Raw genomic sequence first — 25,561 nt, forward strand, 5'->3', positions numbered from 1 at the left:
TATAATCGTATCAATACCAAATAGTCTCCGCATAATTATATGCATCACTATTCGGAATTGCATGTTTCCCCTGCGCTTGTGCTTTTCTTGGATCTAAATCATATACCATTGGCGTATAGCATGATGTTTGCCCTTTATTTACAACACCATTTCCTCCAGCACTTCCGCAAGTGTATGCCTTTCCATCTGTTTTTCTAACAATCCTTGCATCAGCTTCATTATTATAAGTAACTTTTGCCCACGCTGTTTTACACGTCGTGCTAAATTTTAATTCCACATAAGAATTTGAATCAATCCACTTCTTTTCTTTCGTTACTGCTGATTGATCACAACTATTGTAATACGGACTTTTCCCATCATACGAATGGTCTTCTGCAAATGCTTTATCATTATTGGTCGTACTAAACACACTAGTTACGACGAGCAATGCCAGACAAAGACATGCGCTTACCTTTTTAATAAGTTTCACAGGATTCCACTCCTTTATTAATAACGTCCAGTTTTCCCGTAACCATTATTAATCGTCACTGCTTCGGCATCAGCTGTATAACCAAAATCAGCAGTCAAATCAAACACCATTCCTGTATAAGTGCTCGTTTGCCCCGTTTTAATTGCTCCATTACCACTATTAGAATCTACTGATTTTTGGAATACACCATTTTTATATTTATTAATAACAGCGTAAGCATATACTCCTCCAGAAACAGAAGGTGCTGGTTGATCTAAAACAAGCTTAGACCATGCCGCATGACATGTATTACTGTAACGTAAATACACTGTTCCTACTTTTTTACTACCTTCATAAACTGCTGTAGACTTTGCATTAAATCCATCTGCATCACATGTTGTACTTCCCCCGTATACTTTCGTTGTTGCTGGATTTTTTCCGTCATAATAGCTACTCAGATCAGTAGCTGCAAATGTACTTTCTTGAAAACTAAATAATACCCCTACACTCGCTACACTTAACACACATACTTTCATTAACTTTTTAAACATTTTTAATTCCCCCTCAAAATGATTATGTATACTAAACACAACCTATACTGCTGTGTCAGCCCTCCTTCCATGCTTCCTAGAGGCATCTTACAAAAACGAATTAACGTTGTAAATTCCCTTATGATTATTGGAATATACGAAGAACTTTACTTATCCTTGTAAGAAAAAAAGTTGAGAAATACACATTTTATAGCATCCTTTATTTAAAACATAAAAGAACCGATACTTGTTATATTCAAGCATCAGTTCTTTATACAAAATTGCCATTTTTTCTTTTATATAAAATAAATATTTCTCCACTTAATTTGTTGTAAAAAACTCCCTCGTTACATCAATAAATTGCTGCAGTGGTGCTGTCATCCATTTATCTTTATGCCAAGCAATTTGTGTATAAATTGGAGGTATTGTTTCGTTTAACATTAACTCCTTTAACGTCCCTTCCCGTATATCTTTTTCTACTACTATCGCTGGTAAAACGGCTATACCTAAATCTGCAATAACACATTGTTTAATTGCTTCCACACTAACAAACTCAATTTTATTTGCTGGATATAGATCTTCCCCGCGAAATAGCTCTTCAAATAAAGTTCTATATGAGCAGCCTAATTCTGTTAATAAAAGTGTTTCACTCTCTAAATCTTTTATAGAAACAGTAGTCTGTTCAAGTAAAATATGCCCTGGAGCAGCTACTACTTTTAATTCTTCTTTCATAAGTGGTTCCACATGTAAAACATCTTCTGTTTTACATTCGTCCAAAATAAATGCAAGATCTACTTTTCCCTCCATCAATTGTTCCTTCGCATCTTTATTGGAATGTGCTGGTTTAAATATAAGCTTTATTTTGGGGAATTGTATTTTAAACCTCTTTAATATAGAAGGCAATCTGTATGTACATTGACTTTCTTGTGCACCAATTATTAACGTACCTGCTATTTCCTCATCATCTTTCACGGCCGTCTTTGCTTCGTTACTAAGTGCGATTATCTTGTCTGCATATAGTTGAAACTTTCTTCCTGCTTCAGTTAAGAAAAGACGTTTCCCTAATCTCTCAAATAGTGGTGTACCGAGCTCAGCCTCTAACGTTTTAATTTGTGCTGTAACGCTCGATTGAGCAAAGTTTAATTTCTTCGCAGTTTGTGTAAAGTTCAAAGTATCTGCTGCTACTTTAAATGTAATTAATTGTTTTATCTCCATTTATCATCCCTCTTTTTCAATCGATATTTCCGATTGATTTCATCGAAATAATCCTCTTTGTCTATTGATATTTATATTGTATGATAAAGAGCATCGACAAACAATAAAATGGAGGTATTCCATATGAAAGCACTTTGTTTCGAAACATTCGGAGATGCTGATGTACTTCAATATAAAGAAATCCCTGATCCAATCATTAATCCAAATGAAATTCTTATCCTCACGAAAGCAATCGGTCTAAATTTCGCAGATATTTATAGACGCCGTGGTGATTATCACCTCGCTGGTAACCCTCCTTATATATTAGGTTATGAAGGCGCTGGTATCGTTGAAGAAGTAGGTGCTAACGTTACTACTATCAATCCTGGAGACCGTATTGCATTTGCTGACGTTCCATTCGCAAATGCAGAATTAGTTGCCGTTCCAGCAGAAAAAGCAATCCCGCTTCCAGATTCAATTTCTTTTGAAACAGCCGCTTCTATCTTATTGCAAGGTCTAACGGCACATTATTTAACGAAAGATAGCTATCAAATAAAACAAGGTGATACAGCTTTAGTCCATGCTGCGGCTGGTGGCGTTGGTCAACTTCTTATTCAAATGATTAAACTACTAGGCGGAAAAGTAATCGGTCTTACGTCATCAACCGAAAAAACCAAAGTAGCCACGTTAGTTGGGGCTGATCACGTATTTTTATATACTGAAAAATGGCATTCAAAAGTACTTGAAATAACAAATGGTACTGGAGTAAATGTTGTATATGAATCAGTAGGCTCTACACTAGAGAAAAGTTTTAACGCTACTAAAATCGGTGGTACTGTCGTATTTTACGGAATGGCCGGTGGTAATCCTGCGCCCATTGATCCACGTATGCTTATGGATACTTCGAAAACTTTAACTGGCGGAGACCTTTGGAACGTACTTACTACTTTTGAAGAACGTAAGCAGCGCTCTACTCAATTATTTGATTGGATCGCTACTGGAAAATTGAACATTGCAAGTCCTACTACATTCTCTTTACAAGACGGTGCCCGTGCACATGAATTATTAGAGAGCAGAAAAAGTACTGGGAAGATTTTATTGATCCCATAATTCATAAAATGAAAAGAAAGCTAGATTAAAATTTTGTGAAGACCTATAGTGAAAAAAATTGATAAATGAAAGGACATAACATATTTTATATAACTAATATGTTATGTCCTTACTTCTTCAAATAACGATCCCATGTATCACTCGAATAATTTTTGAGCTCTTTTCTCAATTAAAACTCCCTTTAATTGCATATGTTCTTTTATTTGTATATTGCTAGAAAATTATCATTTTTATTTATGAATAAGGCTACGTACCGATTTAAGCTAAAAACTAGATTTTGATCCTATAACAACAGTGGCATCTAATTCCTCATCTCTAGTCACTTTCGTGGTAAGCCCAGCACCAGCAAAGATTTCAAAAGTCTGAGTTGCCTGCATTTCACTCGTCTCTATTAAAAGATGCCCTCCCGATGCGAGCCAGAGAAATGCTTCTTTTGCTACTCTTCGCTGAATGTCGAGTCCATCCTCTCCTCCGTCTAGCGCCATTTTCGGTTCATGTAGACGGGCCTCCTGTGGAAGCAGCTTTATTGTCTCGGTAGGAACATAAGGTACGTTTGCAACTAGGGTATTCACATGGCCTTTAAGTGCGTGAGGCAAAGCTTTATACAAGTCACCTTCAAAAACATGGCCACCGAAATTTGTTACGTTGCGGCTAGCACATCGTACTGCGACAGGATCAATGTCAACAGAATACAATTCAATTCGTCCTAAAGCTGCCGCCAGAGCTACACCCACAGCACCTGAACCGCAACATAGATCAACGACGATATCACCAAAGCATAACAGAGCTTCTGCTTGGCGAACAAGAAACTCGGTACGTTGACGAGGTACGAAAACACCTCGGTCCACTTCTATCCGCAACCCACAAAATTCTGCGTATCCAACAACATATTCAAGTGGCAAACCATTGGCTCGCATTTCCACCATTCTCTTGAGCTCCTCTGGAGTTCGGGCTGCTGAAATAAGTAACCGGGTCTCTTCTTCTGCGAAAACACAACCCGCGCTCTGAAGTCTGTTAATTATACATTTTTCCGTTTTATTGTCCAAAAAGGAATTACATTCTTTTCCTATTTATCTCACCACTTTTTCTTATTTATAACCCTGTATTCGCTAAAAATTGGATGTATCCTTTTTAACAAAGTGGTCCTATTCAAAAAAATACGCCCTTATTCAATTAAATGACCCGATTGTTGAACAAAGAAACGTTCTACACAATAGAAAGTTTCATTATAATATCCCAATATAACCTTATAAATGATGCACTAAAAAATAAAAAGGAAGCTAGATTTTACTAACTTCCTTTTCTTATATCTATTTAAGATAGTATTATATTTCCACACTTTCTTTCCCTTTTGCAACATAACTCATATCTCCAACCGACTCCACTGTGTATGTTCCATCTTGATATACAATCTTCGTCACGCTAGCATTTTCCACTCCAAGTTTTGTTTTGCTACTGTCTAACATTTCTATTAAGGTAGTAATCAAAAGCCCATGAACGACAACTAAGACGTTACCGCCACCATTTTCAGCAGCTTCTTCACTAATTTTATCTATCTCTGTTTTTATACGAGTAGAAAACAATTCCCAATCTTCCGCCTGTTTTGTCGGATCTGCTACTCTAATAAGATTAATCACTTCTTGAATAGAAAGCTTCAAGAGTTCTTCTGGTGATGCAACGCCTGCAGCTTTTCCAACCACATCCCACATATTCTCAAGTTTTTCACCTTCAAAAATACCGAAATTTAATTCTCGCAAATCTTTTCTTTGCTCAAGTTTTAATTTTGATTGCTCACTATATTTTAATACTAAATTAGCAGTTTCAATTGCGCGGCCGCTATCACTACTATACGCATTCATAAAATGAATATCTTTTAATCCTGTTCCTAAATTTGTGGCAACTTCAACACCTCTTTCTACTAAAGGAGAATCTGCCCAACCTTGCGCGCGATGATTCGTATTTAATATTGTTTTACCGTGTCTTGTAACATATAACGTCACTACATTCTCATTGCTATGTGTTTCTCGCTTATTCATTTCATTCTCTCCCTTTACGTTTCTATATCAATTTTACCACCTCAATTATTCATTGAGCAAAATATACGTCAGTAGATCCGCTTAATAAAAAAAGCTATCTTTCTGTATATCCATACAAAAAGATAGCATCTTTTATGATTACATTTCTTAACCGGTACTCCTATTCAGCAAAAGCACTCGAATATTGTACAATTCCTTCTACACCTCGAAGAGAATTTTCTGTTAATTCCATTATCATAAATACCTCTTCAGGCACTTCAAACGGTGCTTTTACATTCCACTCACTTGCTTTCTTAAAACCAAATTTCGGGTAGTACTCTGGATGTCCTAATACTACAACTGATCCGTATCCAAGTTGTTTCGCTTTTTCTAAAGCAGCCGTAATCAGTTTTCCACCAATTCCTTTCTTCTGATGGCCCCTAGCAACTGAAACTGGTGCAAGTGCTAACGATTCTACAGAAGTTCCATCTTGTTCTATCGCAATTTTAGATAACATAATGTGACCGACTATTTCCTCATCTACTGCAACGATTGATAACTCTGAAATAAATGCGTCACACTCTCTAATACGTTTTACAAGTTCATGTTCCTTTTTATCACTAAACTCTTCATGTAAAAATGCTTCTTTTACAACTTCTTCTGTTTTTCTATAATCATTTTTTTGTTCTTGTCTAATCGTTACCATTTTAACTTATCCTCTATTCTTTCTTATTTCTTTTTGAATTTTACGAAGTGCTTTTTTCGATCCGCGCTCAATATCGTGTTGCATTTTTCTCTCTTTATAATCGACAAATAGTGTATTTAAATCGTATCCCTCTGGATATAACTCCTTCGCTGCTACCTCTAAAGTAATACGTTTTACATTTACTTCAACGAATTCACCGTTATAATATACAACGACGTTATAAAAATTATCTTTTTCCTTATAGATGATACCAAAATCATCATAATCTAATAAATTCACACGATCGCCGATTTTGTACTCATAATGAAATTCTCTTTTTTCTTGTACAAATTTCGGTTTTCTAATTTTACTTTCATTCACTTTTTCTAAAGCGTACTCTTTATTTCCCATGTACTCTTTCGCTCTTTTCAGCACATGTTCTTTTACGCTCATTTTATTCGCAATCCAAAGTGCATTACTTTCTCCTGATTTTCCGATAACTAATTTATAAAGCGGCTCTAGCGTTTCACTATTAAACTGCATCGCTGCATTCATAAAGTCATCGTGCATTTCTGAGAATCGTTTAATTTCTCCGTAATGCGTACTCGCAACGGTAATACATCCCGTAAGGTACAACTCTTCTAAAATAGATATTGCAAGTGCTGCACCTTCATTTGGTTCTGTCCCGCTCCCTATTTCATCAAATAATAGCAACGTATTATTATTTGACATCCTCATAATCTCAGAAAGATTTTTCATATGAGACGAAAATGTACTTAGTGCATTTTCAATACTTTGATTATCACCAATATCTACGAATACATTTTCGAAAATAGCAATTTCTGTACCTTTATCTCCTGCAATATGAAGACCTGACATTGTAGCTAATGTTAACAATCCAATCGTTTTTAACACAATTGTCTTTCCGCCCGCATTCGGCCCTGTAATAATTAAACTACGATACTCTTGACCAATTTTAAAATTTAAGGGTACAACTTGCCCTGTTAAAAGCGGATGCTTACAATTCACTAAATGAATGTAGCCATGATCATTTAACTTCGGTTCTATTCCATCAATCGATTTACTAAACTTCGCTTTTGCAAATACCATATCATACTGACTAATTAGCTCCATATTAATCTTTATACTATAAATGTTTTCTAACACCATTCCTGATAAAGTCGCTAAAATTTGATATTCTTCAACCGCTTCTTCTGCTTTCAAACCCGCTAGTTCCGCATTCAATTTCGTAACCGTATGCGGTTCTATAAATACAGTAGAACCTTTTGCCGAGGCTTCAATAATACTTCCAGCAACTTGGTTTTTATAGGAAGATTTAATTGGAATCGTGTAACGGTCATCCTTTTTACTAATAAAGAATTCCTGAATGAATTTCTTATTTGCACTACTATTTAAAAACTTCGTTAAACGTTCTTTTATTTTCCCATCTACAGAATCGATATTATTTCGAATTCGTTTTAACTCTTTACTTGCAGCTGCATCAATACTATTTCCTTTAATTGAAAAGTTAATTTCCTCTTCAATACTTTTATATTCAGTCATTGAATTTGCATAAGAAGCTAATACTGGTGCAAAAAATTCTTTATCTAACATAAACTTTTTAATCTTTCTACATCCGCGTAAAAAGTCTGAAACACTGACTAATTCTTCTGGATCTAAAATCATCCCTTTTTCTAATTTTTGAATTGTACTAGCAATATTAGAAATGCCGAAGAAAGGAACATGCCCTTCTGCATCTAATATAGCTCGTGCTTCTGTCGTTTCATTCAACCGATTTCTCACTACTTTTATACTCGTACTCGGCTCTAATTTGTTTAATAATTCCTTACCTAATCCACTTACACAATAAGATTTCACTATATCCTTTAATTCGTTATATTGTAGCTTTTCAAAAGTCATCGTATTCATTTTATTTCTCCTCACTATGATTGATTTTTATCATAAATGAAGATACCTACTCATTAGATTCCAATGAGTCATATATAAAATTCCATAATTATACAATAAAAATATATACAAAAAAGCTGCGGGGATACCGCAGCTTTTACATTTACAAGGCATTTGTAATAACATATGAGGAAATATGCCATAAAAAATAGATGGCAGTCCCTTATTACACGCTTTATAAAGTATTGTAGGTATCTTCATAGGTTTTGAAATAAATGCATGACAAAATTAGGGGTATGATGTACATAAAAATACCCTGGTCTTATCCGATTTATTTCATTAAATTTTTCCTATTTAATACCTACCGCACTCACAAAAAGCACCTCTCATTAATTTATATTATAGTCATTGAAATCTAATTTATTGAAATCATCATACTATATGTTACGTGAGAAGTAAAGGTGTCATACTTTTATAACTATACAGAATGTAAAAAGGAATAGGAAAACTTATATTTCAGTCTACCTCTTCTTTTTCATCACCAAATTACTGCTGAACATATATGGAAACTGATCCTCCACTTACTTGAAACTGCCCCCATCCGTCCTTATTAATTGTTACAGTATTCGTTTGATTACCCGTAATATCGTACCATACTTCCCCTGCGTTATTCTTTCCAACATCCATCCACTTTGCCCCTCCTGGTCCATCAGAGATTAATGTTGCTAAACCAGAATTAGCATGTACACTATCACCTTCTCTTGTCCAGCCAATCACATCTGGATGATCAAAATAATCACGCTGCGTACCATATGCAAAGTTTTTTCGTGCCGTCAAAATCGGATCAATTTTGTCCTTTAACGCTGGAATTTCATAGTTACTATTTCCTTTTGTACCATAGTAATCACCATAGAAAACAGAAGGATACCCCTCTGCACGCGTTAAAATAAATGCATATGCCAGCGGCTTGAACCAAGGGCTCACTACAGATTCCAATGACTGACCAGGCTGTGAATCATGATTTTCAACTAGAGTAACCGCAAGTGTAGGATGATTCGCAACTACCGTTCCTTTTAAAATATTTCTCATATCATAATTTCCATTTCCTGTTGAAGCATAATGAAAATTATAATGAAGTGGTGCATCGAACACAGATTGATTATAATTAACCTTCGCTAAATAATTATTTAAAGTCTGGATATCATTTTGCCAATATTCAGCTACTGTAAACATTTCTTTCCCTGTTTGCTGTCTAACGTGATTTACCCAATCGCGCAAATATTCATGATCAATATGTTTAACAGCATCTAAACGAAAACCATCTAAATTTAATTCATTCGCATACCACGTTCCCCATTTTTTCATTTCATTCGCAACATCTGGATGATCAAAATCAAGATCCGCATACATCAAATAATCATAATTCCCATTCTCGCTAGACACTTCCCAGTCCCATGCTTTACCTATGCCCCTAAATTTATAAATTCGGTTTAATTTCCTTCCTTCATCCCAATCCGTTCCGTCAAAATGATACCATTTCCATTTGAAATTAGAATAAGAATCTCCACGCCCTGGAAAGTTAAATCCCGTCCACGCACTAATTTCATAATCACCTGATACTTCAATATTCCGATTGCTCGGGTCTACCTCAACTGCTGTGACAGTTTCTGTATAATCAGCCCCACCTTTATGATTCATAACTACATCACCGTATACATCGATGTTTTTCTTATGTAAAGCGTCAATTGCAGATTTCAATTGTGCTTTCGTCCCATACTTCGTCCGCACTGTTCCCTTTTGATTGAATTCCCCCAGATCATATAAATCATATGCTCCATATCCTACGTCATTTTGCGTAGTTCCTTTATATGCAGGTGGTATCCAAACAGATGTAATTCCTTTTTTCGCTAAATTTTCAGCATCAGTACGCAAACGATTCCAATGATTCCCATCATTCGGAGCATACCACTCAAAATACTGCATTAACGTTCCATTGTTAACTGTGTCTGCATATGCTTTACTCCCGTCATATATACTAGGTAAAAACATAACAACTGACAATCCGACTATTGTTATTCTTTTAAACATCTGTACACCATCCCCTTCCAAGAAAGCGTTTGCATAGTTTATCAGAATTATTATAATATTCGTCCCACCGTTAGTAAAGTAGCAATCTCTCACTCTCTCATATTATTTTTAATCTAATTTCAAATATTCAACGTAGTTTTAATTTCACATCCTATTCAAGATTGTTTACAATTTACCTATAAAAGCATAACGGAGGGATTTCGATGACAGACTTTCAAAAACAATTTTTCGCACGATTACATATAGAAGAAAAAGACACAGTTTCATTTGAAGATTTATCTAACATTATGTACGCAATGGCACAAACTGTCCCTTTTGAAAACTTAAATATTCTCGAAAAGAATTTTAAAGAAATATCAAAAGAAAATTTGAAAGAGAAAATTTTAGTAAATAACCGTGGCGGTCTTTGTTATGAACTCAACCCTACTATGTATTACTTCCTGAAAGATTCTGGATTCGATGTTCATCTCGTTTCAGGAACAGTTTATAACGCTGCAAACTCCATATGGGCTGTTGATTCTGGCCATATCGCAACCGTTTTAACACATCATAATGAACTTTATTTAATTGAAGTAGGATTCGGATCATACTTACCTCTTGCCCCTGTCCCTTTCTCAGGTGAAGTCATTCACTCTATTACAGGAGATTATCGTATTCGTAAAGAAATGACCGAAAAGGGAAACTACATTTTAGAGATGCGGAAAAACAATGAGTTCTTGGATCAATCTTCTGCTGATGATTGGACGTTAGGCTATGCATTTTATATAGAAGAAGTGGATGAAGAAAAAGCAAATACAGCACAAAAAATTATCGTTGAACATGAAGGATCACCCTTTAATAAAGTACCTCTTATTGTAAAACTAACTGAAGATGGGCATGCCTCTTTAACGAAAGATAGCCTTACAGTAGCAAAAAATGGTAAAAAAACGAAAGAAACCGTTACAGACATGCAATATACAAACCTTTTACATTCAAAATTCGAAATTACACTATAAGTAAGTAAGCCTTGTTATTTCAGCAGGGCTTTTCAATTTTCAGCAGGGATTTTTTGCAATTTGTTGTATTTCATAGTTATATAGAAATATAACTACATGTTTAGAAAGGAAATGATTATGACAGAACTTAAAGATCGATTACAAGTAGCTGATATAGAAAAATGGGATTTAACAGACATTTACCATACAATTGAAGATTGGGAAAGTGATTTTCATAAAATTGAAGTATTAACGAAGGAATTACACGAGTTTAATGGAAATATTCACGATGGCAATAGTTTATTAGCTTATTTAACGAAGAGTGAAGAAGTTTCTAGCATAATATCTTTAATGTTCGCTTATGCACGATTACAATCTGACCTTGATACACGCGATACTGACGCGCAATCTCTTGTCGATAAAGTATCACAATTACACGTGAAAGTAAGTGCAGCGAAATCTTTCTTTTCCCCCTTCTTACTTAGCATAGACGAAAACACATTACATTCTTACATAGAAGAAACAGAAGGCTTACAATATTATAAAGAAGACTTATTTGAATTATACCGTTATAAAAAACACGTATTAAATAAGGACCAAGAAGAAATTTTATCACAAATGGGTGAAGCTCTTTCTTCTCCACAGCACACATTTGGTATGTTAAATAATGCAGATATATTATTTGGTGAAGTGACGACTGACGATGGAGAAAAAGTGAACTTAACACGCGGAATGTATGCAAAGTTAATAGAAGATACGAATCGTGAAAAGCGTAAAGAAGCTTATAAAGCATATTACAAACCATATGTTCAGTTAAAGAATTCCATCGCATCTACTTTATCCGCTGCTATTAAAAATAATGTTACTGTTTCGAAATTAAGAAACTATCCATCAGCGCTAGAGAAATCATTATTTGGCGATATGGTTCCGAAAGAAGTATATGAAAACCTAATTGATACAACGAAAAAAAACATTCAAACATTACATACATACAATGAAATTCGAAAAGAAAAATTAAACGTAGATGAACTAAGACAATACGACTTAGGCGTCGATTTAGTAGAAGGTGCAAAACAAGACATCCCATATAGTGAAGCATTTGACATTATGATTGCATCACTAGCTCCTTTAGGAGAAGAATATATTGAGACATTAAAAAGTTTTAAAGATAAAAGATATATAGACGTAAGAGAAACACCAGGGAAACGTTCTGGTGCTTATAACTTTGGTGTATACGGCGTTCATCCTTTCATTCTTTTAAATCATCACGATGATTTAAACAGCCTGTTCACTCTTACTCATGAATGCGGTCACGGTATGCATACGCACTATTCACATGGATACCAACCAAGAATTTCTGCACATTATTCTATCTTTGTCGCAGAAGTCGCTTCTACAGTAAATGAAGTGTTATTAATTCACTATTTATTAAAAGAAGCAAAAGATACGAACGTGCGTAACCATTTAGTTAACCATTTTATTGAGAAATTTAAAGGTACTTTCTTTACACAAATTATGTTTGCAGAATTTGAAAAAATCACACATGAAATGGCTGAACAAGGTAAACCATTACATGCACAAGTCTTCAGTGAAATTTATGAAAAGCTATTTAAAGAATATAACGGTGATTCACTTGTATTTGATGAAGAAGTAAAATACGGATGGGCTAGAATCCCTCATTTCTATCGCCCGTTTTACGTATACAAATATGCAACTGGATTCGCATCTGCCATTCAAATCGCTGATAAACTATTAAGCCGTGATCCGGATGCTCAGAAAAATTATATTGAATTCCTTAAAGGCGGAAGTTCAGACTACCCATTAAACTTATTGAAAAAAGCTGGCGTCGATTTAACAACGCCAGAACCGATTGAAAGTGCATTAAAACAATTCACTCAACTTGTTGAGGAGTTTTCAACATTATAAAAAGCATGCAGAGTATATGCTCTGCATGCTTTTTATTTGAATTACTCTATTCTATATGCTGCTGCGTCACACAATGAATCATACCACCGTATGCATACAATTCGTTAACATATATACCGACAATTCTTCTCCCTGGAAATTGACCTTCAATGATTTGAAGCCCTAATTTATCATGTTCATCACCGTATATAGGTACCAATACAACTTCATTACCAATGTAAAAATTTAAGTACGATCCTTTACAATCTGCTTCTTTTACCACTTTTCTTGTTACTGGTACTGGAATGAGCTGAAATGGCTTTCCATCTATATTTTTCGCTTGCCGCAATTCTTGATAATGCTTTTCGTACGCCTCCAAAAGGTATGGCTCTCCTTCATCGAAAGGATCATATTCATACAGTATCGTATTTTCATTTACAAACCGTGCCGCGCCATCAATATGATAATCCGTATCTTCATCATAATTATCTTCTCCGCGTATACCAGTTATCCATATAAAATTTGTTACTCCTAAATATTTCGTTAACTCCATTTCAATTTCTTTCTGACTTAGTGTGGGATTTCTATTTTCATTTATAATAGACGTTTTCGCCGCCATTAAGGTCCCGTTTCCGTTTATCTCAATTCCCCCACCCTCTAGACAGACACTAGATTCAACTTTTGGAATACGATACATTTCACTTATTTTATTCGGAATATTAGCGTCTTTTTCGTACGGATATTTATTTCCCCAACCATTAAATATCCAGTGCGTTAGGCAGCGATTCCCTTCCTTATCCGTTACAAAAATTGGTCCGTTATCTCGTATCCAAATATCATCAGTTTCTTGAATTAAGAAATCAATTTTATCCATATTCACGTTAGCTACAATTAACTTCGATTGGACATGTATTTTCTCTTCTTCATCACATACAACAATATGGACATTTTCTCCATAGTGAAGCTCCTTTGCCATCGATATCCAAATATCATCTAACTTAGCTCTGTAACCTTCACCTCTATGTGCTTTATCATGTGGCCATTGGAGCCATGTACCTTCATGTTTCTCCCATTCCGCAGGCATATAAAACAAACTATTTTCTATATTTCTCATACGTGTTCACCCCTTATATGAATGTACGTACAGTCTATACTTTGACATCGTGTTAAGGTCAACAGGAATATCTTCATTTACTTGTAGCAACTTTATAAGGTGATTCTTTATTTCTCCTTTTTATTATGATAAATTGCTTTCATACATAGAATAAGGATTGACATAATGTTAATATCAATCCTTATTCTCATTCTATTTTCATAACTAAAAAACAAATTTGTGTCACATACTCTTCTGCTAAACAATCACATTCAGGTCCCTTTATATAAACCTCATATGGCGAATTAATTATCACATACCCATTTCTTTCAATCCATTCTTCTAACGCTATATAAGCGTAACCTATATAGTCGTAACTTCCATAATGCATAGTAGTAACGATATGATGTGGACTTAGTTGTTTCATTTCATACTCTTGCGCTACGTCATCATCATTCCCCTGCATAACCGGAATTCTTAACTCAATATCACTGTTACTCGGAATATATTCTTCATCATAAAAGACTGCAGATGGAGAACCGACTATTTGAAAGTTATTTTTTTGTACCTCTTCATATAAGTCATAAAAATAATCATCCATATCATCTATATCTATTTTTACTCTTTGAGTAATTAACGTTACTTCGTTACTCATTCCCATTAATATATCGTAACTTCTATGGCGTGCAATATTTAGACTACTATTCACCATTACCATTTCATTCATTTCTGAAATAACCTGTAAATTTTGCTTCACTTCCTGAGACAACTCGATAATTTGTGATTGTATATGTTGAACAAACGAATCTTGATCCGATGACTGCAAAACAATTTTAATTTTTGGAAGAGGAAATTTATACTCCCTTAGCTTTTTTATTTTCAATGCTACTTCCAGCTGCTCTTGTTCATAATACCTATACCCATTAACCGGATTCACATATGCCGGTTTTAATATCTCCTCTTTGTCATAATGTCTTAACATCCGCGTACTCATTTTACAAATCCGAGAAAACTCAGCGATGGTATACATATCAATACTCCTTGAATATATTTTCTTTTCATTACTTATTTATTAAAACCAATCAAAAATCTTCTTCATTGAAAAATTTTCATTCTGATTTTTCAATCTTCTCATTTTCGAAGGTAACAAATGACTTGGACAATACCACGTTAAACAATTCATCGCGCCTCCCATTGTTGATATTTCTCCTACATGAATTTGAATAACTTGTTTCTCCGTATACTGTTGAATATATCGTAAAACTTCCTCATCTTTAGCTAGTCCAAACTTAGGAACATAAAGAGCATCACATGATTCTAACATATTTATATACAACCCTTTTGCCGATGCTATCTCTTGATCATATTGTCCTTTCTCTGTATATGATGAAGGAACAACTATAAATTCAGCTTTTGGCATTTGTTCTTTAATAATCTCTTGAACACTATATCTAAATTCATGATCCCCTAAAAAATCACTAATAAACATTGTATGTTCATCAATAAATTTAACCATTCCGTCTGCGTGTGCTAGTACATCCCCTTCCTCAGCAGGAATAATAATAACTCGGCTCACATCTAAATCCCATTCTAACTGCTCAATAATTTCCTCTTCTGTCCAATCATCGTTATCATCAAATATGCGTTCTGTTAATATTACAGTATCTTTTTTATTCCAAATAAGATTACCACCATCTAATATTAATGGGGATTTTACATATTCAAAGTCATTCTTTTTCAACCATTTATTAAATTGTTGATCTAAATATCGCCCTTGATCATTTGGCAAATAATTTGGTCGATATTTAAATTTAACTAGATGATTTGTGACAACCGGTGCAACATCTCTTAGCCAAATATCATCATACTCAAAACAGCTCGTATGAAAGTCTTGTTCTTCAACAGATAAAGATATAAGTTGATCCGCAATTGATTTCTTTTCATTTAAACATTCATTAAAGTAAATCAAGTCTTCATAAAATGGTTGATAATATTCATTTGATTCGTCTGTTATTGCAGTAAAAATAATGCCATTATGTTTTTGTTCCATATTATTTACCTCGCTTTTTAATAGTAGTTACATAACTGATTTTACAAAGTCAACTATTCCTAATTTTATGTCTTTTGTCGTTATAACTCATGCAACATGTACATTTTATGAATGGATTATAGCATGGAGAAATATTATATATTTATATAAAAAATATAAGGCTGACGTTAAGCCTTAAATTGACTCTTGACAAGTTTTTTAAATACCATATTTTAAAACAACAATAAATGATTAAATGATAACTCGATTCATTACCATCCAATTTCAGTTCTTGTATAAACTGAATGACTTCTTTCATAAGAAACACACTTAGAACAACCCCTAAGCAAATTAAAGCTACATTTAAAATGTACTGTAAAACGATAGGGAAATACGAAAAAACTATTTTAAAATTCTTTAACACAAACATTTTTCTCCTTTACCATATAAAACGAAAAGCGAATATACACTATAATTTATTTATCATTACATTAAAATTTTATCATTATAAATAATAAGGAACGACAAAATAGGTAATAAGATTCCACCTATTTTGTCTATATAGCAGAACAACGAAATTACAATCAATTACTTCAATGCAATGGGTTGTTGTTGTGTCACACAATGAATCATACCGCCGTTTTTATACAACTCTCTCACATCAATACCGACTACTTTATGACCTGGGTATAACTTCTGAATCGTATCGTTTGCGATTTTATCATTCGGATCATTATAATTAGGCACTAATACAACTGTATTTCCGATATAATAATTGATATATGACCCTTTATAATCGAGAGTTTTTCCATTTTCTAAAGCAACCTTTTCTTTACTAAGCGGCAAGTATTCATACTTATATTTCTGTCCTGAAGCATTTTTTGCATCTAACAATGTATCCATATCTTTATTAGATAAACCCCATTCGGCTAGGTCATCTTCTTTCATCGTTACAATGGTAGATTTATTATGGAATTTAGCAAATCCATCAATATGAAAGTCCGTAATATCTAAATTAGGTACTCCGTCTAACCAAATAAAGTTTGATACCCCAAGGTCACTTATATATTTTTCAATTTCCTTTTCTGATAAATCAGGATTTCTATTTTTATTCGTCACCGCACTTCGAGTTAATAAAGCAGTCCCATTGCTGTCTAATTCAATTGCGCCGCCTTCAAGGACAAATTTTCCCCAATCAACTCTTTCAATTCCTGATTGTTTACTAACATTTTTACGTATTTGAGCATCATTTTTATACGGTGTTTTCTTCCCCCAACCATTAAATGCTGGATCTAATATTTTGAGATTTTTATTGCTGTCATAAATAAAAATTGGTCCACTGTCCCTTGCCCATACATCATCAGTAGGCGCGATAAAGAAATCAATCTTCTCCATATTTAACCCTTCATCTGTTAAAAGGTTATTGATTCTTTCTTTTTCTTCCTGGTCATATGCAACAATGTGGACTTTCTCACCCTCAGTTAAAGCACTTGCCATCTTAACCCAAATAGGTTCAACTTCCTTCTTATACTCTTCACCATATGTGTATTCATGTGGCCATTGCAGCCATGTACCTTCATGTTTATCTTTTTCATCTGGCATCGTATATTTCCCAGCATTTTTCTGTACCTCTACTTTTTTCCCTTCTTTCCCTTTAACATTTTCATTGTTCCCCTCAAAAGAGCATCCACTAATAATCGTTGTAGATAATGTAGCTATTAAACAAAACTTTATTGCTTTTTTCATTTTTTCAACCTCCTGTTCTTGTCTCCAATAATGTAAAGCTTCACATAGTGTGAAGCTCAAGCTTTTTTATCAATGTAAAAATTACCAATTGTTCTTTGCATTACTTAACATTTAACTACCTATTTAGATTTATTCAAATGCCAATCGCCTTTCTTACCTATTTATCCCGCTATTTATGGGCAGTAAGACCCCCACCTCAAAATTCAGCGGAAGCAAATAATTTAAGTGGGGCCCTGTTGCCCGTAAAAGCCCGATTGATGAGGGCTTCTACTCAGTGGTGGATGAACAAAGCCTCTCCACTGATTAAAGTTTCACTTTATTCAGTAAGTAAAACTTTACAAAATAAAAAAATCGGTATTGATAATTCCATATCAATACCGATTTTTTATAATTATTTTCCTTCTATTAAATCATTCGCCATTTTCCTAAATTCTTGATTAAATGCATCATTCATACCATTTTGGACGTTAGAAAATAATATGACAAACGTTCGTTTATCCCAGTTAAAATTATTAAAAGTGTTCCAGCCAGCTAATACACCGTGGTTATGATAATAATCTGGGTAAATATAGAAACTAAATCCATATTTTCTTGCAGGTGATGCAGAAAACATATCTGATACACTTTGTTTAGAAAGTAGTTTACCATCCATAATAGCTTCATCTAACTTTTTCATATCTTCAACAGTCGTATACATTTCACCACAACCATACAGCCAGTTCATTTTTAAGCGAGGTGTGGCTATTAACTTATTATCTTTTTTCGTATACCCTTCTGCTAAGAAAATATCTTCTGGGAGTGTTGCGCCCATTCCAGATTCATGCATTTCAACAGGATTCAAAATATTTTCTTTCACATATTCAGCAAGTGGTTTATTTGATATTTTTTCTACAATATATGCAAGCACCATATAATTATAATCTGTATATTTCCATCCTGTCCCTGCTGGAAATTGTAACGTTTGTGCCCCAATCCACGTTACTAATTTTAACCGTGATGCTGCGTCAACACTACCTTGTCCCTGTTCTGGTAATCCAGACGTATGTGTTAACAAGTTTCGTAACGTAATGTTTTTATCTGCTGGAAACGATGGGATATATTTATTTACATTGTCTTCAATGTTCAACTTCCCTTTTTCTTTTAGTTGCATAATAGATATTGCAACAACTGTTTTCGTAATAGAGCCAATGCGATATTTCGTTCTTGGCGTTGTTAGTACTTGATCTTTCACATTCGCATAACCGTAGCCTTTTCGTAAAATGACATGACCTTTACTTGCTACAAGAACACTCCCATTAAATCCTTTATCTTTTAAGTACTGATCTAGTTTTCCAGCTGCAATTTCATAACGCTTTTTCTCATTCGCATCAATTTCCTGCTTAACATCTTTTTGCTTACTATTTACATTAGAAAATGCCTTTGCATCATATTTTTTTCCTTTATTTGCATGTATTAGTGTAACAACACTTCCACAAAAAACAGCAAAAATAAAGAAAATGATTAACCATTTCTTTAACATACTAGGAGCCCTCTTTTATCTAGTTTCACTTAACGTACATCCATTCTATTTTATATCTTTTAATTATCAAGTATATTATAATATTATTTAATATTCACTCTGTTAAAACTAGATTCCTTTTTCTCACTTTCAATTTTGACTACTCTCTATTGTATTTCTTTCTTGCAAAATTTCCAACATACAATCGGATGCATTACAATATAATTTCAAATTCTTTTGTAACATTTGTTACATACTAAAAAGAATGGAGATGTATATGAAAAACACCGATAAACGCAATCGTTTAGATGATAAGATGTTTCATTATCGGATAACAAAAAATAACATGTTATTAATTGAATATTACGGAAAACAGATTATGGCATTAAAAGGAAATGATGCTGAAAAATTTTTAAATAAAATAAATCATGCAAATAACGATAAAGAAAAACAGCTAATTATGGCTAAAATTACAGGTAATTTCAAAAGAGGTAATGAACGAAATTGAAAACGAATCTCATTTACATTTTGATTATACAACAAATAAAAAAAGAAATGTCGCTCATTCAACATTTCTTTAGACTTTCTTCATAAAAAATTTACATTGCTAACATTCCTTCATTTTCTATACTTCCTATATAAGCTAACCGCTGAAATAGTTAGTAATACAACTATACATAACCACGCATACGTATATCCCTTCTTATCTACAATATAACCAAATAAAGCAGGCGCAGCAATAATGGCAATTTGATTTAATGTAAGTGCAAAACTCACTGTCATCCCTACCGATTCTTCACTTGCTGATTCCGCAACTTCAGTTATAAAAAGACTAAACCATCCAATTGAAAAGAACCCTAACAATGCACTTACACCATACAATACATTCGTTATTGTATGTATGCTCATTACTAATATTAGAATGAAGAAAATAGAAATACAAACAGTTATAAATAAGAGGGTACGCCGATTTCCCTTATAAAACAAATCACTAGTAGCTGCTAATATAACCCTACCAACCATTCCAGAAAAGAACATAACGGAAAATACTTTTCCAGCTAAAATTGGCGTGATTGATTGTTCCAATACTAAAAATTTTATAAAGTGTGCAACTAACACCATTTGCAATGAAATCATACAAATGCCAGTTATATAAATTGCATACAATTCTTTTTTACACATCACTTCTTTTAACTGCATCCAAAAAGAAAGTTTACTACGTTCTTGTTTAACTTTCTCTTGAATATATGGTTCCTTATAAAATATAAAAAATAAAAACCCTCCAATTATACAAATACATGCAATGCTATTTACCGCATAGGCCATATTATATTTTATTGTAAGAAACGGGATCAATACTCCCGCTAATGTACCACCAATCGGTATACCGGCTTGTCTAATCCCCATCGCTAACCCGCGATTTTCTTTTGAGAACCACTTCATTATCACCTTACTTCCTCCTGGCTGCGAAACACTATAAAACGTTCCTACTAATAAAAGTACAAAGAGTAACCCATTAAATCCATTGACCATATTAGTCAGTAAAAACGAACTTCCTAGTAAAAATGAACTTATCGAAATTAACAACTTTTCATTGTATTGATCAAGTAGCCGCCCGACAAAAAGCATACAAAATAGCGGTCCTATATTTACAACACTTACTAACAATCCAATCTCCGTATTCGTAAGTGCATATTCTTCTTTCCAAAATAAAGCAAACGCTCCAACACCATACGTTATAAGTGTCGCTGTTGTTTGAGCAACCGTCGCAAAAATTAACATAACCCACTTATAAGTACTATTCACCCTTTCTTCCATTAACACAATAATCCCTCCATCCCCTTCCATTGTATGAAAGTTCTGATATCATATAAAATAAAGATTTATCATGTAATCCATCAAAAAAAATGATGCCTTTTCTGGAGGGATGATACTTGGATATAAAAGATTTAACTGTATTTTACGAAGTTGCGAAAGAAAAAAACATATCTCATGCAGCTAAAAATTTAAACTATGTACAGTCTGGCGTAACAATGCGTATGAAACAACTAGAAAACGAATTAGGTGTGCCTTTATTTTATCGAAACGGAAAAGGTGTAACTTTAACTTCCAACGGTGAGATTTTATTAACATACGCCAAACAAATTATCCACTTAATGGATCAATCTGTTAAAGCAGTTCAAAGTAATGGGATCGAACCAAGAGGCACTTTAAAAATTGGATGTACAGAATCTACAACCGCTGTAAGACTTCCATCTATATTAATGGCCTATTATGAGAAATACCCAAAAGTCGAATTAATTTTAGAATCAAATACGACGGAACAATTAATTAGGCTTGTACTAGAACGAAAACTGGACGGAGCGTTTATAGCTGGCTCTACTCAGCATGCCGAACTTCATACAAATATATTTCGTGAAGAAGAATTAGTTCTCATTAGCAAAAAGCCTTTATCTTCCTTTAAAGACATAGGAGACATGAATTTACTTGCATTTAGTCACGGGTGCTATTATAGAAATTTATTAGAAGATTGGCTTCAAGAAGAAGGAATTTCACCTAAGCGAGTATTTGAGTTTGGAACAATTGAAGCGATACTCGCATGTGTAAAATCAGGTATGGGCATAGCAATTATGATGAAGTCTATTTTAAATGGTCATAAACATGACATATTATTCAATCCTTTACCAAATAGCTTCCAAAAAGTTCCTACTACTTTTATTACTAGAAAAGATATATATCACTCTGCTGCATTACAAAAATTTATGGAGATGACTCACAATCCGTGAAAAGAAAATACGTGGTATGAAACGAAAAACAAACACTATGATAAAGCGAATTGAGGAACATACAAAAATGTTCCCTTCTACTTTCTATAACGATGAATACTGGAATATGCCTTTACCAGTTTCTCAAGCTTTTATCGATTCTTGTAAAACGCCTAGAAAAGTAAAACGATTATGTATTCAAACCTTATTAAATCAAGCAAATCATTTAATAAATATAAAACCTAGGGATACACATACATATCGAGTTGTTGTTTTGATTTCTATAAATAATTTATGGGATTCGCAAATCATTATATTTAAAAATGAGGACTACTTTCATAATTTCTTTAATAGAGATAGTGAATTTCAAAAATGGATTCTTCTTTCAAATGAAATTGATTTTTGGGAGACATGGGAAATTTCAGTTTGTCATTCCTTCAAAACGCTTCACTTTCAAGAAATTATTTATGATGCAGATGAATGCTATGAAAAAGAGATTACGTTTATCGGGGAGTTAAATTAAAAAGGGTATACCTAAAACACTGGTATACCCTTTTTCACTTATTTTTCCTTTAATACACTATGTAATCGATCCGGATAATTTGTAAACATTCCTGTAGCACCCCATTTGATTAACAGTCTCATATCGGGTTTCTCATTAATTGTATAAGGGTGAATTAACAGTCCATTTTTCCTAGCCATTTTCATATATGACTCATCAATAATTAGTTCTCCGTTATCATTACGTAAGTTTGGTCCAATACCAGCTGCATACTTTTTAATTTCTTGAAAATCATCATTTGTTACACTTTTCGGTTCATGTGTAATACCAGACCATTCAACAATTTCATTGTTTTCATTTGGATAATACCAAAGCAATTGAACTAACGGAATATTTTCATTCATACTATGAATCTTTTTCAAACTATCTTTACTAAATGATTGAATCATAACACGGCTAGAAGACATGTTTTGGCCTACTAAATTATATTTTTGTAACAACGCCAACAAATTCTCTTCCATTCCTGGATACACATCTGGTGATTTTGTTTCAATATAATACTTCATACTTCTTCCATACTTTTGGAAGATTTCTTCAAGAGTTGGAACCTTTTGCCCAACATACTCTTGCTTAGCCTTTTCTGGATACGCTTTATTAAACCATGATCCAGCATCTAAACTCTTTATTTCGCTTAACGTTTTATCTCGTACTTCGCCTGTTCCATTTGTAGTGCGATCAACTGCTGTATCATGCATTGCAATTAATTGGCCATCCTTTGTTAATTGAATATCTAACTCTAAATAATCCGCTTTCATTTTTTTCACTAGATCATAAGAAGCAAAAGTATGCTCAGGTGCATGTCCACTTGCTCCGCGATGTGCAATATTTAAAAACTTATTCGTATTCCATTCATGCTTTCCTTCTGCTTTCGCATGAACAGCTCCCCCAGCAAAGATGCTTCCTGTCATAAAGAAAATAACTAAAACGCTAATAATCTTTCTCATCCTTCAAACCCTTCCTACGTTGCAAATTTCAACAAGCTAATGAGATTTACACGAAATAGAAGACACACTTTCATTATTTTTATAAACCTATATTAAAATTCCAATCTTACAAATGTTTTCTATATTATTAATATAGAAAACTAGTATTATCCTATTTAATTTCTATAGCCCTCCTTTTCACATGTAACTCCCTATTTTGTACGGTTCATTCAATAAAAAAAGCCATAAATTATTTAGAATACACTCCTGTATCCCTAAATAAATTTATGGCTTTTCTCAAATATCTCCGGCCTCTATTAACTTGTCGAATTTAATCATATCAAACCTATTGAAATTTGTGAATATTTTTTTCAGTACAGTGAAGTACATAAAACAATATTTCTGTAGTTACTTAAAAATCACATAATAAATTTCTCATTACCTCTTCCAATACTATATCTGGATTTACTACCGTTTTTTCCGAACGCCATCCGATAAAGCCATCTGGTCTAATTAATACAGCACCTCCATTCTCTATACCATATAATTTGCTAAAAATATCTTCTGGAACAATAAAGTCTCCACTTAAGCCAACACGATACCCTTTTAGATGTATTCCTAATTTAGCTGAAACAGCATGTGCTGCCTCAGCCCAAGAACTATTTTCTACTCCTGTAAGTAATACAAAACTGTTACCGAATAAGTCTAATGTAGAAACTTTCTTCCCCTCATACGTTCCCCATAAATGTGGCGCTCGCGTTCCAGGTCTTCCGTTCAACTCTATGCTATCCATTCTATGCGGAGTGACTGAATCATCTATAATCGCCTCTGAACAATACTGATATCCAACTGTAACAGCTAAACCATCCATATTATTCAAACTGCCTTCCTCTCTATTCGCAGCACGAAACAGTAAACTACTTGCATAAGCTGTCGTTAATTTTGCAACAGAGTGTCTCTCCTCATGATATGTTTCTAACAATTTTGGTTTTGCCTTCCCTTTTATAACAGCCGCTAATTTCCAAGCTAGATTGTGCGCATCTTGTATTCCTGTATTTGAACCAAATCCTCCTGTTGGCGGCATAATATGTGCAGAATCGCCAACTAAAAAGGTTCGATTTCCTTGAAATTTCACCGCTGTACTTTCGGCTGCTTCCCACGGTAAAACACTTAATATTTTTGATTCAACATTTGTACTTCCAATTGCTATTTGAATAATTTGTTTACAACGTTCTATAGTGAAGTCCTCTAGCCCCTCTCCTTTTAATGGATCGTAGGCTACATGATAAATCCATTTTTTTACGTTATCAACCGGGATAAGTGCACCAAGAACCTCCGGATGAAGTACCATCGAAAAACCGAATGCATCTCCTTGTATAAACTCACTTAAATCAGCTTCAAAATAAATATTCATATAATAGCCACCAATGGTTCCACGACCCTCAGTTTTAATCCCTAACTGCTCACGTATTTTACTTTTCGCTCCATCCGCTGCAATTACATAGTCACAATGTATGACACTTTCTTTTTCTGTTTCACGATTTCGAATCGTTGCTTTTACCCCGTTTTCATTTTGTTCAAATGAAACTAATTCATGATAAAAAGATAGTTGCTCGCCTAATATTTTCGCTTCTTGTAACATCATCTCTTCTAAAATAATTTGATAACACGCAGTTTGTTTTGATGGACTAATCTTTTCTATTTTTTGAAGTAACTCTTCATCGTTTCCGTATTGCGTCGCTCTCATTTGTTCCAATTCTTCTTTATTCGCCTCAGCTATTGTATGAACCGCTATTCTTCCTCTGCAGTTCTCTAATGCTTTACCTGCCAATTTAATTCTTTGTTCCAAGCCTAATTCTCGAAATAACTCCATTGTACGTAAAGTAAGACCGCCTGCTTTCGGATGAATGGCAGTAGACGGATGCCTTTCAATAAGTAAGTACTCAATATTATGTTTTGCAAGAAATAACGCAGACGCTAACCCAGATAATCCCCCTCCAACAATTAAAACTGGTACATCATTCGATTTCATATATTTACCCTCCACATCATTGTTCTGAGCTCAGTGACATAAATATAATCAAAAAA

At 33.9% G+C, this 25,561-nt stretch carries 22 protein-coding genes; 6 read left to right on the forward strand and 16 right to left on the reverse strand.

The window, feature by feature from the left end; translation table 11 throughout:
- Positions 1-10 precede the first annotated feature (10 nt).
- From ACXKY9_RS16645 to ACXKY9_RS16655, 3 genes are all read right to left on the reverse strand, one after another.
- Positions 11-469 carry a DUF2690 domain-containing protein gene (locus tag ACXKY9_RS16645; RefSeq protein ID WP_000767005.1) on the reverse strand — a complete coding sequence of 153 codons (459 nt, stop codon included), beginning with the start codon at positions 467-469 and terminating at the stop codon, positions 11-13.
- A gap of 17 nt (positions 470-486) precedes the next feature.
- A complete protein-coding gene (locus ACXKY9_RS16650) occupies positions 487-999 on the reverse strand; it encodes a DUF2690 domain-containing protein (protein ID WP_000473748.1) in 513 nt (170 codons plus the stop codon).
- 300 nt (positions 1,000-1,299) lie between these two features.
- A complete protein-coding gene (locus ACXKY9_RS16655) occupies positions 1,300-2,193 on the reverse strand; it encodes a LysR family transcriptional regulator (RefSeq protein WP_000403876.1) in 894 nt (297 codons plus the stop codon).
- Positions 2,194-2,316: 123 nt separating this feature from the next.
- Between ACXKY9_RS16655 and ACXKY9_RS16660 the strand changes: the two genes are divergently transcribed.
- Complete coding sequence (locus ACXKY9_RS16660; protein ID WP_000645260.1) at positions 2,317-3,282, forward strand: quinone oxidoreductase family protein; 966 nt, start codon at positions 2,317-2,319, stop codon at positions 3,280-3,282.
- Positions 3,283-3,545: 263 nt separating this feature from the next.
- Here the strand turns inward: ACXKY9_RS16660 and ACXKY9_RS16665 are convergent, their stop codons facing one another.
- The 5 genes from ACXKY9_RS16665 to amyS all read right to left on the reverse strand — a co-directional run bounded on the left by ACXKY9_RS16665 (position 3,546) and on the right by amyS (position 9,978).
- Complete coding sequence (locus tag ACXKY9_RS16665; RefSeq protein ID WP_002196763.1) at positions 3,546-4,328, reverse strand: putative protein N(5)-glutamine methyltransferase; 783 nt, start codon at positions 4,326-4,328, stop codon at positions 3,546-3,548.
- A 279-nt stretch (positions 4,329-4,607) separates the two neighbouring features.
- On the reverse strand, positions 4,608-5,318 hold the full coding sequence (locus tag ACXKY9_RS16670; protein ID WP_001042056.1) for a histidine phosphatase family protein: 711 nt from the start codon (positions 5,316-5,318) through the stop codon (positions 4,608-4,610).
- 160 nt (positions 5,319-5,478) lie between these two features.
- Entirely contained in the window at positions 5,479-6,003 is a 525-nt protein-coding gene (locus ACXKY9_RS16675; protein WP_000256465.1) for a GNAT family N-acetyltransferase, read from the reverse strand.
- A gap of 6 nt (positions 6,004-6,009) precedes the next feature.
- Positions 6,010-7,911, reverse strand: coding sequence for an endonuclease MutS2 (locus tag ACXKY9_RS16680; protein WP_001095188.1), 1,902 nt, complete (start codon positions 7,909-7,911; stop codon positions 6,010-6,012).
- Positions 7,912-8,436: 525 nt separating this feature from the next.
- Positions 8,437-9,978 carry an alpha-amylase gene (gene amyS, locus ACXKY9_RS16685; RefSeq protein ID WP_000476401.1) on the reverse strand — a complete coding sequence of 514 codons (1,542 nt, stop codon included), beginning with the start codon at positions 9,976-9,978 and terminating at the stop codon, positions 8,437-8,439.
- Positions 9,979-10,181: 203 nt separating this feature from the next.
- On the opposite strand from amyS, the gene ACXKY9_RS16690 reads away from it, so the two are divergent.
- A complete protein-coding gene (locus tag ACXKY9_RS16690; RefSeq protein WP_000129194.1) occupies positions 10,182-10,973 on the forward strand; it encodes an arylamine N-acetyltransferase family protein in 792 nt (263 codons plus the stop codon).
- Between the two features lie 117 nt (positions 10,974-11,090).
- Positions 11,091-12,878, forward strand: coding sequence for an oligoendopeptidase F (gene pepF, locus ACXKY9_RS16695; RefSeq protein ID WP_000137545.1), 1,788 nt, complete (start codon positions 11,091-11,093; stop codon positions 12,876-12,878).
- Positions 12,879-12,924: 46 nt separating this feature from the next.
- Here the strand turns inward: pepF and ACXKY9_RS16700 are convergent, their stop codons facing one another.
- The 5 genes from ACXKY9_RS16700 to ACXKY9_RS16720 all read right to left on the reverse strand — a co-directional run bounded on the left by ACXKY9_RS16700 (position 12,925) and on the right by ACXKY9_RS16720 (position 19,244).
- The gene (locus ACXKY9_RS16700; RefSeq protein ID WP_001244184.1) at positions 12,925-13,971 is read right to left on the reverse strand and encodes an agmatine deiminase family protein; all 1,047 of its coding nucleotides are present in this window, start codon (positions 13,969-13,971) and stop codon (positions 12,925-12,927) included.
- 187 nt (positions 13,972-14,158) lie between these two features.
- Complete coding sequence (locus tag ACXKY9_RS16705) at positions 14,159-14,980, reverse strand: MerR family transcriptional regulator (RefSeq protein ID WP_000287985.1); 822 nt, start codon at positions 14,978-14,980, stop codon at positions 14,159-14,161.
- A 42-nt stretch (positions 14,981-15,022) separates the two neighbouring features.
- Positions 15,023-16,000 carry an agmatine deiminase family protein gene (locus tag ACXKY9_RS16710; RefSeq protein ID WP_000435529.1) on the reverse strand — a complete coding sequence of 326 codons (978 nt, stop codon included), beginning with the start codon at positions 15,998-16,000 and terminating at the stop codon, positions 15,023-15,025.
- A gap of 567 nt (positions 16,001-16,567) precedes the next feature.
- On the reverse strand, positions 16,568-17,725 hold the full coding sequence (locus tag ACXKY9_RS16715; protein ID WP_000709191.1) for an agmatine deiminase family protein: 1,158 nt from the start codon (positions 17,723-17,725) through the stop codon (positions 16,568-16,570).
- Positions 17,726-18,116: 391 nt separating this feature from the next.
- On the reverse strand, positions 18,117-19,244 hold the full coding sequence (locus tag ACXKY9_RS16720; protein WP_000915165.1) for a serine hydrolase domain-containing protein: 1,128 nt from the start codon (positions 19,242-19,244) through the stop codon (positions 18,117-18,119).
- 256 nt (positions 19,245-19,500) lie between these two features.
- Between ACXKY9_RS16720 and ACXKY9_RS16725 the strand changes: the two genes are divergently transcribed.
- The gene (locus ACXKY9_RS16725) at positions 19,501-19,731 is read left to right on the forward strand and encodes a hypothetical protein (protein WP_000798790.1); all 231 of its coding nucleotides are present in this window, start codon (positions 19,501-19,503) and stop codon (positions 19,729-19,731) included.
- Between the two features lie 110 nt (positions 19,732-19,841).
- On the opposite strand, the gene ACXKY9_RS16730 is transcribed toward ACXKY9_RS16725, so the two are convergent.
- Positions 19,842-21,071, reverse strand: a complete 1,230-nt coding sequence (locus ACXKY9_RS16730; protein WP_002000388.1) for an MFS transporter — start codon at positions 21,069-21,071, stop codon at positions 19,842-19,844.
- Between the two features lie 86 nt (positions 21,072-21,157).
- On the opposite strand from ACXKY9_RS16730, the gene ACXKY9_RS16735 reads away from it, so the two are divergent.
- Both ACXKY9_RS16735 and ACXKY9_RS16740 read left to right on the forward strand, forming a co-directional pair.
- Positions 21,158-22,009, forward strand: coding sequence for a LysR family transcriptional regulator (locus ACXKY9_RS16735; protein WP_000351682.1), 852 nt, complete (start codon positions 21,158-21,160; stop codon positions 22,007-22,009).
- Positions 22,002-22,511 carry a DUF3916 domain-containing protein gene (locus tag ACXKY9_RS16740; RefSeq protein ID WP_016111438.1) on the forward strand — a complete coding sequence of 170 codons (510 nt, stop codon included), beginning with the start codon at positions 22,002-22,004 and terminating at the stop codon, positions 22,509-22,511. Before ACXKY9_RS16735 ends, ACXKY9_RS16740 begins: the two co-directional genes overlap by 8 nt.
- Positions 22,512-22,549: 38 nt before the next feature.
- Here ACXKY9_RS16740 and ACXKY9_RS16745 read toward each other — a convergent pair whose 3' ends face one another.
- Positions 22,550-23,494 carry a glycerophosphodiester phosphodiesterase gene (locus ACXKY9_RS16745; RefSeq protein WP_001226344.1) on the reverse strand — a complete coding sequence of 315 codons (945 nt, stop codon included), beginning with the start codon at positions 23,492-23,494 and terminating at the stop codon, positions 22,550-22,552.
- A gap of 391 nt (positions 23,495-23,885) precedes the next feature.
- Entirely contained in the window at positions 23,886-25,505 is a 1,620-nt protein-coding gene (locus ACXKY9_RS16750; RefSeq protein ID WP_000839984.1) for an FAD-dependent oxidoreductase, read from the reverse strand.
- Between the last annotated feature and the right edge of the window lie 56 nt (positions 25,506-25,561).

This window comes from Bacillus sp. 2175 (assembly GCF_057812155.1).